This window comes from Chryseobacterium tagetis, from assembly GCF_016735585.2.
GTDB classification, from domain to species: Bacteria; Bacteroidota; Bacteroidia; order Flavobacteriales; family Weeksellaceae; genus Chryseobacterium; species Chryseobacterium tagetis.
Genome location: NZ_JAERSE020000004.1, coordinates 388,417 through 403,804 on the forward strand (window position 1 = coordinate 388,417; position 15,388 = coordinate 403,804).

The window sequence follows — 15,388 nt, forward strand, 5'->3', positions numbered from 1 at the left end:
GAACTGCAAATATATTAAAACAAAGATTGCAGGAGACTTTTCACTACATGATAAAAGCCATTTTTAGATAAAATTAACACTTGTACACAATTAAATATCTAATTAGGCGTTAAATAGATAAAAAACTAAATTTTCACCACAAATATTCTTAAAAAATTATTTTTAATTAAATTTGCAACCTTAAAACCGTTTTTAAATACTAAGAAAAGAAAAATGAAGAGATTTCTAAGCAGCAAAAGGAACGTAAACTTCGTCTTAGGCGGACTTTTATCAGTAGTTTTTGCACAAGGTATATTCATTGCAAAATTATTTTCTGAGAAAGATAACAGAAACTATGAAGTAAATCTTGTAAAAATAAACACTGAAAGAGACAGTGTAGATTATCTGAAAATGAAAACTGATCTTGCATTAGTAGATCAAACCGTAAACGAACTGAATTCCTTCTTACGATCAAAAGATATCAGCAATGGAAAACTGACCGTTCTGAGCAAGGACAGCATTTCGAACTCCATTTACCTTGCAAAACAGGCCAACCGATACAGCCAGTATCTGATGGATCTTCAAAACAAACTGATGCAGGTTCCTCTGGGAATGCCTACTGACGGACATATTTCATCTAATTTCGGGATCAGAAAAAATCCTATTCCTTTCAAAACAGTATATGCTTCGGTAAAATCTAATATTGCGACACCAGCTGCAGCTTCTGCCCCAGCTCCTGAAGTAAAGGCTGTACCTGTAGAAAAAATCGTTGAAGTTACCGACAGCTACGGAAATAAAAGAGAGGTAAAAGTAATGGTAACTCCCAAAGCAGCTCCGGCTGTTGCTGCCAGTTCTACCCCGGCAAAATCTTCTGTTGCCACATCTTCTAAAACAGTCGCTGAACAAAATAATCCTCCTGCCGAAGCAGATCAAATGCAGTTCCATAAAGGATTGGATATTGCAGTGGCATTTGGTTCTGATGTAAAAGCAGCCGCAGCGGGAACTGTGATTTTCTCAGGTCAAAAAGGCGGTTACGGAAATTGCGTGATCGTATCTCACGGAAATGGTCTGGCTACCCTTTACGGACATTTATCCCAGCTTATTGCAAGGGTAAATGATAAAGTAAAAGTTGGAGAAGTCATCGCAAAGTCAGGAAATTCCGGACGTTCTACAGGACCTCACCTTCATTATGAGGTACACAAAAACAATACTCCGGTCAATCCGAAGTTGTTTATGAATTTATAGAAATTATTTAATCAATAAAAATCGGCGGCTCTTTTGGAGCCGCCCGAAGCTATATATACAAGAACTTATTAGTAAGCCGCCGTAAAACGCTCACGGATATGATTATTTTGTTCCAGTTCGTCAACCAAAGCTACCGCAACATCTTCTACAGAAAGTATGCTTCTTCCTTCCTCATTAAATACAGGATTTTCTAAACCGGTTCTGTATTTTCCGGTTCTTACCCCTGCAGTTCCCTGATGCATTTCAATGGCCGGGCTGAAGAACGTCCAGTCTAATGTTTTATTTTCTTTAATTTTGTTCAGATAATCTCTTGCTGCTGTTGCTCCCGGTTTAATTTCTGCCGGAAAATCTGCTCCGTCTACCAACTGGTTCCCATCAATAAACAAACTTCCTGCTCCTCCAACGGTAATGAATCTTTTCACTCCTGATTTTTCCACTGCATTTTCAATATTTACTGAACCGTTTAAGAAATCATCATAAAGATTAAGATTCGTCCATCCCGCGTTGAAAGCGCTGATTACTGCATCATTTCCATTTAAAGCACCTGCTAACTCATCTACATTGTTCACATCAACACTTTTTGCAGATACGTTTTCGTTTTGCTGAACTTTAGAAGCGTCTCTTACAATTGCTTCAACTTTGTACCCCCTGTTTGCCAATTCGTTTACGATCTGTGTTCCCACAAACCCGGTTGCACCGATTACTGCTACTTTTTTCATACTATTTTATTTTAAAATTAAATTGTAATAATTATTATTACATTTATGGTTAAAAAATTTTATTCAAACTGATCACTAAATTCCTGAAGTGATTTATTTCCTAAAAACTTTACAACCAATTCATCTGTTTCTATAAATAAACGGGTCAGATGATTATTGATTTCCTTACCGACACTGCAGGCCGGGTTTGGATTTTGATTTTTCTTTCCTAAAACATCTGTGTTCTTCACTACCGAATAAATTTCAGAAATGGTAATTGATCCGGCATTCTTGGCAAGCTGGCTCCCCCCCTCTTTTCCCTGTTTGCTCACAATAAGCCCCGCTTCCCTTAATACACTTATTTCTTTACGTACAATAGCAGGATTTATATTTATACTGCCTGCAATCCACTCGGAACTTAACCAGTCCTGAGGCGATTTTGCCAGTAATGTCATAATATGTATTGCCGTAGCAAATCTTGTATTGTTCATTTTTACATTGCAAAGATAAACAAATTTTTAAATGTAACAAATTTTATTACATTTAAATTATAAGATTAATTTATCAAGGTCTAAAAGCAGGTAATTAATATTCTGATTAATTGTTCTTGTTGCTGACTGCATTTGGTTGAGCATTGCCGCTCTGTTATGCAGATCATTGGCTCTGTAATATCCTCCGTCACTGAAAATCACAGAATGGTCTGCTGCATTTTTATCATCATCAAACTGGTAATGAAGCCACCGTTCTTTCATACTGCTGATAATCGAATGTTTTTCTTTGTTCGAAAACTTCTTTTCGGTGTACATATACCAGATGAATGGCGGAAAATTGGGAGATTCAAGTTTTTCATTCCAGATATCTCTCAACAGGTTTCTTTGATGAATGAATTCTACTTTTTTTCCTTTAGGATTAAGGGTTGCCAACCCAAAACCTGCTCCTAGAACCCCACCACTTATATCAATCGCATTGCTCCATCCTTCGTTTTTTACAATTCCACCCGCAATAGATGCTGATGCACCTGCAATGATTGAATATAAAATCATTTTATTATTTCTTGAATCATTCAGATTGTCTACATAGTTACCAATTTGTGCCACTCTCTCCCCTTCACAGTCAAATTCTGCGGCTACGGCATCTAGTTCCGTAAGCGCAATGGTGATTCTGCTGTTGATCACGCTTTTAAGTTGCAGTACTTTTACCTGCGAGCTTAAAGAAGAGTCTTTTTTAAGTTTAATAATTTGATGAACCTCATCAAGGTTATTTAAAGCATTTAAAATCAGAATGCTCTGATCAGAGAATATTCCCCTCAATTCTTTGTTGGCCATGATAATGGAATCTGAATTGTAAGAAGGGATTTTAGTCGCATAATTATACTGAAAAGGAGCTTTGCAATAGCTGTCTCTCAGCGTAAGAATATTCTGATTGATCACCTGATTTTTCTTTGAAACGCAGGAAGTCACCAAACCTAAGATTACTAAGCAGCAAAACAAATTTTTCATCTTAAACCATTTTGTATTGTCAGGGAAAAAACTAAACTATACTAATATACTATAAATAAAAAAATCCACCCGAATCCGGATGAATTTTTAATCTATTTTTAAAGAAATTTATTTAATTCCCAATAGCTCCACTTCAAAAACAAGTGTACTGTTCGGTCCTATTTCTTTGCTTATTTCCTGATCTCCGTAAGCTAGATGTGGAGGAAGGATAAGTCTCCATTTACTTCCAACAGGCATTAGCTGAAGTGCTTCTGTCCATCCTGAAATCACTCTGTTTAAAGGAAATGATGCAGGCGTTCCTCTTTTCACAGAGCTGTCGAACACTTTTCCGGTGATCGTCGTTCCGTGATAATGGCATTTTACGGTAGATTTCGGACCCGGTTTTGCACCGTCACCTTCCGTAATGATCTCATACTGCAATCCGCTTGGCAAAGTAACTACGCTTTCTCTTTTGCCATATTCTTCCATGTATTCTTTACCGTCTTTCAGGTTTTTCTCCGCCAGTTCTTTTTTACGCTTAAATAACAAATCTGCTACTCCCATACTTAAATATTTTTACAAAGATAGGATTTTAAGGCGGGAAGAAAGAAACCGGAAACCAGAAGTTTTTTTGAATATAATGGTAAGAAATATAGTAATTAACCAATTTATTATCAAAACATTATAACAGAATAGCATTATCCTTATTTTTTCATCTTCAAAAAGTTCAAATATCTTTAATACTGCGTTAACGTCTTTTCGGAAACTTGGCGTTATAATTGGATTTAAAAACTGAATGCCAGATCCATTAAAATATAATAAGAACTTCGATAAGCTCTCGTATGAGGAAAAACAACTGCTGGAAGAAACGAAGAAAAGTATCGCTGATTTTGTAGAACAATCTCCTTCTATAAGTGATGTAAACTATGCTACCAGAAATGCTCATGCAAAAACTTATGCTGTTCTGTCAGGACGTTTCATTATCGATCCTCTTCTTCCGCAAGATTTAAAATACCTTTTTGATAAGGAACAATATGAAATCGTCGCCAGACTTTCTAACGCCAACCTGAAAATAAAAAGGAATAAAAAAGATATTCCCGCTTATGGTTTTTCCATCAAGATAAAAGATGACTCAGGACGTACGATTTCCAATTATCCTCTGGTAAATTTCCCTTTGTTTCCTACCAATTCCGTTTCTGCATTTTTAAAGATGTTTACGGCCATCAATAAGTTTTATGCCAAGAAATGGGGTAACTGGATGACATTCTTAAAAAATATCTGGAAAATTGCTCCTTCTTTTCTGACATTTTCTTTTATAAAGCACAGTATCGGTCTTTTCCTGAAAAGAAATGATTTTATTTTATCGTTTGATTTTCATTCTGTAGGGGCTTACAGACTAGATGATAAAATGATGAAAATAAAAATAAGCCCGAAAAACATTCAGAAAAAGGTCGGAACGAGAAGGGATGTCAAGAAGTCTGTCAAAAGTTATTTTGAAAGTAATGATTATGAAGCTGAAGTTTTTATTCAGCTGTGCTATGACCTGAAAGATCAGCCGATCAACAGATTAAATATTGAATGGAAAAACTCCCCTTTTATAAAATTAGGCGAGATCAGGTTTGAAAAAGATTCGTTTCAAAATTCTACCAGCTGCGACAATGAATTATTGTCTTTTAATCCTTTTGAAAGTGCCGAAATCTTTCAGCCGGTCGGAAAGATTCAGAAGTTAAGAGATGAAGCCTATAAAGTTTCATTACAGACGAGAAAAAAGATCAACAAGCTTTTAAAGTATAAATAAAAAAAGGCTTTACTGATGTAAAGCCTAAATATTTTCATTTTCTTCTAATTGTTTTTTCATTTTATTATCTGGAAACAGCATCGAGACAATAACGGAAATCACTAAAACTCCTCCCACAATTCCTAAAGAAACCGGAGATGGAATGTGAATCCACGGAGCTATCAGCATTTTTACCCCAATGAAGGATAAAATAATTGCCAAACCATAGGACAATTTGCTAAACATATAAATGAAATTAGCCAATAAGAAATATAGGGATCTAAGTCCTAAAATGGCAAAAATATTCGATGTATAAAGAATAAAAGGATCGTTTGAAATCGCAAATATGGCTGGAATGGAATCTACTGCAAAAAGAACATCCGTAAATTCAATAACGGCAACCACTACCAAAAGCGGAGTCGCCATTTTTATACCGCTCTGAATGGTGAAGAATTTGTCGCCATCATAGGTGGAAGAAACTTTCCAAAAGCTTTTTACAAGTTTTGCACCGGCAGAATCGCTGTAATCTTCGTCTTCCTGATCATCATGTCCTCCCCAGGATTTGATTCCCGCATACACTAGGAACAAACCAAATAAGGTCATTACCACATTAATCTTTACAGGATCTCCAAATACCTCCATTTCCGGAAGGTAGGTCAGATTAATGATTCCTATTCCGGCAAAAATAAATATCGCCCTGAATATTAAAGCCCCGATAATTCCCCAAAACAGCACTTTATGATGAAGATGCTTAGGAACTTTAAAGAATCCGAATACTAAAATAAAAACGAATAGATTATCTACAGAAAGTGCTTTTTCTATCCAATACGCCGCCTGATATTGTGTGAATTTTTCTACGGCAAGCTTGTGTCCTTCAGCTTCATTAAAAACCCAATACACAACGCCAGAAAAAATCATAGATAAAGAAATCCAAACCACCGACCAGATGGTAGCTTCTTTTGAAGAAACTTCATGGCTTTTCTTATTGAAAATTCCTAAGTCTAAAAGCAACATAACCAATACCGTTATGGCAAATCCCCACACCAACGCCGGATGAAGATCTAAAATATTTTGTTTCACTATGTTTTTATATTAAAATATTGTGGCTCGCTTACTGCCAAAGATACCATTTAAATCTAAGACAGCCTATTTATATTCCTGACTCTTCTCATTCGAAATAGATCAAAAAAATCACTTCTCAGGCATCACTTTATACGTCGGATCATCCTGAATATTGACCTCAATAACCGCTTCTGCATTTTTCAGCATTTTCCGACAGTCTTCGCTCAAATGTTTTAAATGCAGCCTTTTATTTTGCTGAGCGTATCTTTTTGATAATTTATCTAAAGCATCAATCGCACTCATATCAACAATCCGGCTTTCCTTAAAATCAATTACCACTTGTTCAGGATCATTGTTCGGATCAAATTTATCTGTAAAAGTGGTTACAGACCCGAAAAATAACGGACCTAAGATTTCATAGTATTTAACTCCGTTTTCGTCAGTATGTTTTCGGGCACGAATTCTTGTCGCATTATCCCAGGCAAAAACCAATGCCGAAATAATCACTCCTACTAAAACCGCCAATGCCAGATTGTGAAGCACAATGGTAATTAAAGCGACCGTCATTCCAACAAAAATATCAGACTTCGGCATTTTGTTGACAATTCTGATAGATACCCACTGAAATGTACTGATGGCCACTACCATCATCACTCCTACCAAAGCAGCCATCGGAATTTTTTCTATAAACGGAGCTCCAACCAGAATAATGATCAGGATCGTGATTGAAGCAATAATTCCCGAAAGTCTAGCTCTTGAACCTGCATTTAAATTCACCAGAGTCTGTGCAACCATCGCGCAACCTCCCATTCCTCCGAAGAAACCATTTGTAATATTGGCTACACCCTGCGCTACAGATTCTTTATTGGCATTTCCTTTTGAATTGGTAATTTCATCAACCATTGATAAGGTCAACAATGATTCAATCAAACCAACTCCGGCCATAATTAAAGCATAAGGAAAAATAATCTGCAACGTTTCTAATGAAAAAGGAATACCCGGAATATGAAAACTTGGTAAACTTCCGCTAATATGAGCAATATCCGCGACCGTTTTTGTATTGATCCCAAATCCTACAACAACTCCAAAAACAATTAAAATAGCCACCAGAGATGCCGGAACCACTTTTGTAATTTTTGGAAAAAAATAAACAATGGCAATCGTTAATGCCGTTAATCCCACCATACTATATAATGAAGTTCCCTGAAGCCAGCTTACAGCTCCATGAGCGTCAGTAAATTTAAACTGTTCGATCTGCGCCATAAAAATAATAACCGCCAAACCGTTCAAAAAACCATACATTACCGGTTGTGGAATTAATCTCACAAATTTTCCGAGTTTGAGGACACCTACCAACAGCTGAAAAATTCCGGCAAGAACAACTGTGGCAAAAAGATATTCGATACCATGAGTTTTTATCAAGGCTATCAAAACAACGATTGTTGCTCCTGCTCCTCCGGAAACCATTCCGGGCCGACCGCCTAAAATGGCAGTAACCAATCCCATCATAAAAGCAGCGTACAATCCTGTAAGAGGGGAAAGCCCGGCAAGAATGGCAAAGGATAAAGATTCAGGAATCATGGTCATTGCGACCGTAAGTCCTGCTAAAATTTCGTTTTTATAATTAATTTTCTTTGAAAAGTCAAACAGTTTAAGAGAATTTTCCATTGGAAAAATTGATTGTTAAGGATTTAAAATTGATTTTTGAAAACAGTATATCCTACCTTTTTCAGGAATTGAAAAAAAACAGGTGGAATAGAAAATCCTTAAAGCGGTGTAACTTCAGAAGAAGTCTTGGTTTTTGTTCTCATAATTTCTGCAAAGATAAAAACTTAAAAGTGGATCTGCAATTCGTCATTTTTAAATCATACACCTGTTTAAAATTTTTATTTAACCACAAAAGGCACAAAAGATTTATATTATACATTTAAAGTTGATCATTAGGCTGAAAAAAGAACGCCCAAGTCTTTAAAAATCTTTGATTTTTTTATCCTTTTGAGTGCTTTCAGTATCTCATAGTATCTGTATCAATAGCTTTTGTCTCTTTTGTGGTTAATTTTAATATGAGTTTAAAACAGACTTCATTTTAAATAAAAAAGACTACAAATTTCTGTAGCCTTTTCTTGGATATTAGTTTTTAAGAACATCTTTTATTCCTTCGAGCCCTTCACTGAACTGGGCAAGCAAAGCAACCACCTGCGCCATTCTGTCGTTCTCTCCGAGACCTTTCAGTGTTTTATTTTTTACAAACGTTTTTTTGATCCCTTCCCAACGTTCTGTTTCACTTTCATTCATCATTCCCATCAGTTCTTTCAGCTTCAGCATATTGGCTTCTGCTCCGGTTGTTAACGTCTGAGATTCATTCTGATAATGATTCAGGACGATCTGCGTCACCTCATCTTCTTTCAAAATCGGCTGGATCTGGGCAATCAGTTTATTCATGTTTCGATAAGATCCTTGTAATTTAAAAGTTGGTTCATTTCTGTATTCATCGGCCATTGCAGCAGAAGAGATATATTGAGCATTTACTTTTAAAACTGTTTCTCTTACTTTCAATGTATTTTCAAGTACTTTTCTGAAATCTGAAATTTCGTTGGAACTAAAGTTTCCAATCAAATCTACATTGGGACTGTTTGAAACGATGCTGTCATACAATTCATACAGGTTTTGCATTCCCGGATTCGTCAGTCTGGTCAAATATTCATTGGACATCAAAGCGTTTTCAATTAAACTTAAATCAAATAAACCTGTTTTGCTGCCTGAAATCTCACCTAAATTATAGGTGTCTGAACGGTTGGCCAACATGTCCGGAATTCTGAATTTCTCACCGCTTTCCGTGTATGGATTTCCTGCCATTACCAGACAGAAACGTTTTGATCTTAAGTCATACGTTTTACTTTCTCCATTGTAGATCCCTTCAATTTTTCTCTGTCCATCCGCTAAAGAAATGAATTTTTGTAAGAATTCAGGATTACAGTGCTGAATATCGTCCAAATACAGCATCACATTATCTCCCATTTCCAAAGCAAGGTTCAGTTTTTCAAGTTCCTGTCTTGCTCCTGCATTTTTAGCTTCATTCGGATCTGTGGAAACGATATCGTGACCGATTGACGGTCCATTGATTTTCATAAAAACCAATCCCATTCGGTCCGCCATATATTCCATTAAGGTTGTTTTACCGTAACCCGGAGGCGAAACCAAAAGCAGCATTCCCATTCTGTCGGTACGTTTGTCATTTCCTACGGTACCTAACTGTTTTGCCAGATTGGCTCCAATCAAAGGAAAATAGACCTCACTGATCAGTTTATTTCTTACAAAAGAACTCAGAACCTGAGACTGGAACGTTTCTATTTTCAGGGCTTTCTTTTTCTCATTTACCCATTTTGTTTTCAGTTCATTCAGATTTCGGAATTTCGGAACGGTGATTTCGCTGTAATGTTTTAAACGTGAGGTGAATTCATAATAATTTAAAATATATTCAGCGTCTTTTTCCAAAGAGCGTAATTCTTTTAAACTCACTTCATACGTTGTGTGGTGAATATTTTTCTCGTCAAAATTCTGAGAAATTAAAAACACCGCCACTTCATTAATGATTCCGTTTTCAGTATTTAATTCTGAATGACTTGCAAATGCTTCCACTGCACTCTCCGCCATTGAAAAGCAGGCAGAAGGATAAAGATGGAGCATTTTCAGCTGATCTGTAAATTCAATATCTTTTCCGTGTTCTTTTAAATCTTTAAAAAACATTTGATACAATATCGCGGCTTTTTCAGAGATTATAAAATGCGGTCGGTTCTCTGTTTTCAGATATTCTGCAGCATTGGAAAAGTCCACCTCCACAAAAATCTGATACTGTTCTGCAAAAGCTTTAATTTCTTCTGACAGTTCAACAGTTAACCGTTCAAATCCATTTTTTGAGGTAAATGATGATGAAATCAGAGAAATAATTTCAAACTGCTTTTGATAATACTCTTTTCTTTCTTCTTTCAAAAAGCTCCAGAGCAACTGTGCTAAAGCTCTTTCATTAGAGGTAAAACGCATCAGTCCCAATTCATTATGAATCTGCTGAAGTTTTGAAACAATCGTCAAAGCATCTTCATCATGAATTCCTTTCACCAATCCTTCTCCGAAATGCTGAGTCATAAACTGCTGTATAAACTCCCGGTTTTGTTGTTCAGGGTAGATATCCTGATGTTTTGAAAAAATATTCCAGGCAAGATATTCAAAACGTTTTACCACATTATTTTCTGAGATAAATTCCTGATTCCAGACTTCTTTATAGTCTGAAAGGGCATCAAATTGAAGTTGCTCATAGAATGCCGTTCCTGTTAAATGATAATAGTACTGTGCATTTCGCATCACCAACGTAAGATCAAGCTTCTGTTGATTGACTGCAAATTTATAATCTCCCAAAGCAATCACATGATCTCCGTCTGCATAGATTTCTTTTTTATCTTTCAGCTTTCTTACCGATTCTTGCTGAGAAGTTTTTAACAAAGTCTGAATTTCTTCTGACTTTGCTGAGTCTTCCATTTCGCTCAGCTGTCTTGAAAGATCACGAACTTTCTCTACCATCAAATCGGTAGCAAAGTATCCATTGATCTCGTTTTCCGAATCAAAGGACTCTGCTTTGGTCTGCACAGATTTTAAAATTCTCTTTGCTGAATCGTACAAACTTTGGGTACGTTTGTTTCTCGACTCGGTAAGCTGAACTCTTTTATTCTGAAAATGTCCGTATACCTCTTCTCTCTTCTCTCCTATTTTCTGAATGAATTCATCAAAATCAACAAACTTTGTTTCCATTTCTTCAAGCTGAATGGAGAGTTTGGTGAGATATTCATCACATTTTTCAGGAGTCTGCGAAAGTTCCAGGAAGTTAATTACCGACTGATCAAACAACATCATCTGCGCCTGAAAATCTGCAGACAGTTCTTTTCCGGAAATTTCTCTTTTACGTTTTGTTAATTCCAGTCTTTCCTGATTCAGCCTTGCAAAAATCACGGAAATATTCTCGATGATCTGGGTTGAATGGGAAGTGTCTTCAATTTTTAAGTTATTGACGATATCCACCAAAAGTTCAAGCTGGCCGGAAAGATTTGTAATCTCTTCATCAATCGTTTTTGCATCGATCGCTTTCTGAAGGTTGATGATATTTTCAGAAATGGTCTGCGCTCTTTGCTGATAGGGAGCCAATGAATTTTCCTGCAAAAGAAAATTCACACAGGCATTCGACAATTCGTCCGAACGCTCTGCCAAAGATTTTTCCAGCTGATCCAGTAGAGGAACTTCTACATATTTTAGTTCTCTTGCACCGGTAATTTCACCACGCAATGCACGGATCTGTGAAAGCATATCGATATAATCGGTAAGCTGAGAATAATTGATCCTTTTGGTATCGTCTAAAATTTTCTCACAAGCAGCTTTGATTTTTTCAACCGCTTCTGCCGTACTTTTCTTCTGCTCTACCACTTTTTCATATTCGTTGATGGCAGAATGGGCTATATTTCTGATTTCTTTTAAAGGAAGATCAAGGTTCTGAACCTCATCATCATTTAAAAAATAGTAAGAATCTAAAATTGCCGTCGAAAGTTTGACGATATCATCATACAATCCGCTGTAAGAATCTTTTTTGTTCAGAAGCGTGATCAGCTCCTGGCTTTCCGCCATCACACGAACGATGTCTTTGTTTCCTATTTTATATAAAAGACTGTCCGATTTATCCAGATTCGGCTGTAATTCCTTAGAATAAGGTGTTTGCCAGATTTGAGCCAAATGATGTTTAGTCGTTTCTACACTTTCACGAAGATAGATGAGTTCTCCATTATTTAAAATCGTATATCCGCTGCAACGGATAGGGGTTTCAATGGTCTGGGTAATGATATTGTATGAGATCAGCTGATAATTATTGGTTTTATCATCGTAGAAAACATACATGAAGTTTTCACCGTTCGGTTCCTGAATGGTTTTCAGATAGTGAAGTCTGTTAATATCCTGAGAAATTACCTTTAAACCTCCCGTCTGCAAAGCATATCCGTTGGAAAATAAAATCCCTTGATTTTCCGGAAGCAAGACTCCCGAATGTTTTAAGGTATCCACTCTGGAAACGTTTTTTTCTTTATGATTATAAATGAAATAACGTTCCGTTTCCTGATAAGGTCTGATTTTGAAAATCACTAAATTATCCAGATCACAGAAATGAATTTCAGCATCATCCAGATTCTGGTCTTTGTGAATGACATCTTCTGAGTAAATTCCCTTTCCTGTTTCGGTATTGTCTTCAATTTTAATGGTGATATCACCTCCGATGGATTCTACAAAAACTTTATCTGCTAAAGAAACGTGAGGAAATTTTCCGTTTCGCTGCATATCTCTTGTAGCCTTAGTCCATGCAAAACCATGTTGTGGTGGATACGTAACTTCTGAAGCGCTTCTGGAATCAACGTAGATTAACTGATCTTCTTTGATGAGCCATTTGAACGCTTTGATATCGGTTGTACTTTCAGAGAGCTGAAAAACCATATATAAATAGTTTTCAGTGAAGTGAAAGCGCGCGAAGAAGGTATTTCTATAATATTTATAAAGGTTTTTAAATTCATCAATAAATACTTCATCAGTAATCAATGAAGAATCCTGTGGTTCAAAACGGTTGTTATTAATTTTATAAACAGAAAAAACGTCTGTGATGTTAATTTCCGTCTGTAATCCAAGGTGTGCATTAGATCCGAAGATCAGATTGTCTTTTAATGAATAAATATCTTTCGCGACACAATTGTGAGCAGTAGAAATTCTTTCATTGGCAATCAGAGAGAAGTCTACCCCGCCAAAAATATCTTTCCGGTTTTCATTAAGTCGCTGAAGTCGCTGAATAAGATCGTTTTTCTGATCATTCAGACGGTTTTGTATAATTTCGTATGTCCCTGAATTTAATTTTTCTGACATAGTAATGAGATATTAGATTTAGATACAGGATGTTGGATCCGTATCTCTGTTAAAAAAATGCTTTTTAGAAAAACATATATTTTAGAAAAACTCTCAAAGTATGATTAAAAAAGTATACAATGAGAGTTTTACAATATAATTTAGTCGTGTTTTTATCTGATTGGTTTCTGGTCTATTCCCAAATGTTTCGCCATATCCATCGCTCTGTCCAGAAGACCTCTTTCCTGCTGATTGGCCATATTATTCAACTTGAAAATAAGACTTGCAATGCTCATGTTTTTGATGTCTTCGGAAGAAATATTGTATTTATCAACCATTCCCATCACTTTAGAGATCAGGTTTTCTCCATCTCCCAAAAGGTTTTCTTTCACCAACTGAGCATTTTCACTGTGGCTGATAAATTTATCCAGACCTTTTCCTGCAGAAACCTGACGAACCACATTATCGAAGAAGGTATTGTCTCCACCCACAATATCAATTTTTGCAGTTTTGAATGCTTCAGCCAAAACACCAGCCTGAGCTTGTGCAATGTCTTTCTGAATCGAAATCTGAGCCAATTCCACTTCTTTTTCTTTTGCCAACGTCAGACGGAATTCTTCGTGGTCTTTTCCTGCATCGTTCAGCTTCTTCATGGCTTCTGCTTTTTCGGTAATTCCTGCCGCTTCCGCCAACGCTTTTTCTTTGATGACTTCTGCCTGAGCAATTCCTTCTTTTTTGATCGCATCTGCTTTTTTCTCGATCACTATAGCTTCTACAATTCCCTGTCTTTCCTGAGCCTCCGCTTTTGCATGCATTACCTGAGCTTCTGATAAACCTACCGTAGCTTCTTCTTTCGCTTTTGCATCAGCGATGATCTTACGCGCTTCTGCTTCTTTTTCTGCTGCATCTCTTTTTGCCTGTGCTTCGATCACATATTTCTGAGCATCTTTTTCCGCTGCTAATTTTCTTGCTTCGGCCGCTCTTGTTTCTCCGATCAATTTCTTTTCAGCTTCCTGAGTCGCTACCGTAATTTCTACCTGCTTGTTTCTTTCTGCCGTTTTGAAGGCTTCCAAATCTTTGATTCCCTGTTGTTCTTCCACGACGGTTTTTTCCATCGTCAAACGCTCACGAATTGCATCCTGAATACTTTTCTTCTCCAGTTCGATCGCTTTGTCTTTTTCAATCTGTGCCAAAGAAACAATACGTTCTCTTTCTGTTGCTTCCAACATTTTGTCTTTCTGTACTCTTTCTGTTTCTACCAAATCGGCACGTTCTTTATTTTTAGCAGCAATAACAACCTGTCTCTGCTTGTTTTCTTCTGCGATCTGAAGTTTTTCTTCTGTGGCAATACGAACGGTTTCATATTTTAGCCTTTCTTCTTCATCCACTTTTAGAATTTCAGCATTCTCGCGCGCTTTGATATTGGCTACTTCTCTTTTCTGAGATTCTTCTTTTTCAGCTAACTGCTTTTCGAGTTCCAAAATCGCTTCACGGGCTTCAACATTCTGCTTGGTAATTGTTTTTTCCTCGTCTCTACGAACCTGATTGGCTTTAATATTCTGAGTTGCCGTTAATTCGGTAATTTTTTTAATCCCTTCAGAATCAAGAATATTGTCTTTATCTAAGTTGTCAATTGAAGTCTGCTCCAGGTAATCGATAGCACAGTCATCTAAAACATATCCGTTCAGATCTGTTCCGATAATATCTAAAATCTCCTGACGGAATTCACTTCTTGCTTCGTATAATTCAATGAATTCAAATTTTTTACCGACTGTTTTTAAGGCTTCGGAAAATTTAGCTTCAAACAATTCTCTAAGGGTATTGATATCTGAAGCTCTCTGACAACCGATCGTCTGACCAACGTTGACAATATCATCTACGGATTTATTGACTCTGATGAAGAAAGCCACCTGAATATCAGCTCTCATATTGTCTTTACAGATCAAACCTGCTCTTCCTTCTCTGGAAATCTCCAGTTTCTTCACTGAAATATCCATTGATTCCATTCTGTGAATGATCGGGATTACAATTCCCGCGTTGAAAAAGACTTTTGTTCCACCATATCCCGTTCTTAAAATAACGATTCCCTGTACAGTTTTTTTATACATTGAAAGAATCCAGAAAATCAATCCGATAGATGCGATTACCGCAACAACAATTCCTACAATTAAAGGCATATTCATATTGTTATAGTTTATATATTTTAATGTGTTTTTTTATTTAATTTTTTA

Annotated in this window: 10 protein-coding genes; 2 read left to right on the top strand and 8 right to left on the bottom strand. The window is 36.5% G+C overall.

Annotated features, from left to right (window positions below; genetic code table 11):
• Nucleotides 1-213: 213 nt before the first annotated feature.
• Nucleotides 214-1,224 (top strand): M23 family metallopeptidase, encoded by a 1,011-nt coding sequence (locus tag JI747_RS15705; RefSeq protein WP_225689832.1) that lies wholly within the window; start codon nt 214-216, stop codon nt 1,222-1,224.
• 68 nt (nt 1,225-1,292) lie between these two features.
• Here JI747_RS15705 and JI747_RS15710 read toward each other — a convergent pair whose 3' ends face one another.
• The 4 genes from JI747_RS15710 to JI747_RS15725 form a co-directional block, all read right to left on the bottom strand.
• Complete coding sequence (locus JI747_RS15710) at nt 1,293-1,943, bottom strand: NAD(P)-dependent oxidoreductase (protein ID WP_225689833.1); 651 nt, start codon at nt 1,941-1,943, stop codon at nt 1,293-1,295.
• 59 nt (nt 1,944-2,002) lie between these two features.
• Nucleotides 2,003-2,413: an Rrf2 family transcriptional regulator gene (locus JI747_RS15715; RefSeq protein ID WP_225689834.1), complete on the bottom strand. Its 411-nt coding sequence runs from the start codon at nt 2,411-2,413 to the stop codon at nt 2,003-2,005.
• Between the two features lie 57 nt (nt 2,414-2,470).
• Nucleotides 2,471-3,421, bottom strand: a complete 951-nt coding sequence (locus JI747_RS15720) for a hypothetical protein (protein ID WP_225689835.1) — start codon at nt 3,419-3,421, stop codon at nt 2,471-2,473.
• A 108-nt stretch (nt 3,422-3,529) separates the two neighbouring features.
• On the bottom strand, nt 3,530-3,964 hold the full coding sequence (locus JI747_RS15725; RefSeq protein ID WP_225689836.1) for an FKBP-type peptidyl-prolyl cis-trans isomerase: 435 nt from the start codon (nt 3,962-3,964) through the stop codon (nt 3,530-3,532).
• Nucleotides 3,965-4,196: 232 nt separating this feature from the next.
• Between JI747_RS15725 and JI747_RS15730 the strand changes: the two genes are divergently transcribed.
• Complete coding sequence (locus JI747_RS15730) at nt 4,197-5,198, top strand: catalase family protein (protein ID WP_225689837.1); 1,002 nt, start codon at nt 4,197-4,199, stop codon at nt 5,196-5,198.
• Nucleotides 5,199-5,222: 24 nt separating this feature from the next.
• Here the strand turns inward: JI747_RS15730 and JI747_RS15735 are convergent, their stop codons facing one another.
• From JI747_RS15735 to JI747_RS15750, 4 genes are all read right to left on the bottom strand, one after another.
• Nucleotides 5,223-6,257, bottom strand: coding sequence for a TerC/Alx family metal homeostasis membrane protein (locus tag JI747_RS15735; protein ID WP_394371156.1), 1,035 nt, complete (start codon nt 6,255-6,257; stop codon nt 5,223-5,225).
• Between the two features lie 111 nt (nt 6,258-6,368).
• Nucleotides 6,369-7,907, bottom strand: a complete 1,539-nt coding sequence (locus JI747_RS15740; RefSeq protein WP_225689838.1) for a SulP family inorganic anion transporter — start codon at nt 7,905-7,907, stop codon at nt 6,369-6,371.
• Nucleotides 7,908-8,369: 462 nt separating this feature from the next.
• Nucleotides 8,370-13,178: a DNA repair ATPase gene (locus JI747_RS15745; protein WP_225689839.1), complete on the bottom strand. Its 4,809-nt coding sequence runs from the start codon at nt 13,176-13,178 to the stop codon at nt 8,370-8,372.
• A 152-nt stretch (nt 13,179-13,330) separates the two neighbouring features.
• Nucleotides 13,331-15,340 carry a flotillin family protein gene (locus JI747_RS15750; RefSeq protein WP_225689840.1) on the bottom strand — a complete coding sequence of 670 codons (2,010 nt, stop codon included), beginning with the start codon at nt 15,338-15,340 and terminating at the stop codon, nt 13,331-13,333.
• Between the last annotated feature and the right edge of the window lie 48 nt (nt 15,341-15,388).

Bases quoted from the DNA above. Each gene is read 5' to 3' on its own strand.
- JI747_RS15705 (WP_225689832.1), top strand. From the start codon at position 214: ATGAAGAGATTTCTAAGCAGCAAAAGGAACGTAAACTTCGTCTTAGGC.
- JI747_RS15710 (WP_225689833.1), bottom strand. From the start codon at position 1,943: ATGAAAAAAGTAGCAGTAATCGGTGCAACCGGGTTTGTGGGAACACAG.
- JI747_RS15715 (WP_225689834.1), bottom strand. From the start codon at position 2,413: ATGAACAATACAAGATTTGCTACGGCAATACATATTATGACATTACTG.
- JI747_RS15720 (WP_225689835.1), bottom strand. From the start codon at position 3,421: ATGAAAAATTTGTTTTGCTGCTTAGTAATCTTAGGTTTGGTGACTTCC.
- JI747_RS15725 (WP_225689836.1), bottom strand. From the start codon at position 3,964: ATGGGAGTAGCAGATTTGTTATTTAAGCGTAAAAAAGAACTGGCGGAG.
- JI747_RS15730 (WP_225689837.1), top strand. From the start codon at position 4,197: ATGCCAGATCCATTAAAATATAATAAGAACTTCGATAAGCTCTCGTAT.
- JI747_RS15740 (WP_225689838.1), bottom strand. From the start codon at position 7,907: ATGGAAAATTCTCTTAAACTGTTTGACTTTTCAAAGAAAATTAATTAT.
- JI747_RS15745 (WP_225689839.1), bottom strand. From the start codon at position 13,178: ATGTCAGAAAAATTAAATTCAGGGACATACGAAATTATACAAAACCGT.
- JI747_RS15750 (WP_225689840.1), bottom strand. From the start codon at position 15,340: ATGAATATGCCTTTAATTGTAGGAATTGTTGTTGCGGTAATCGCATCT.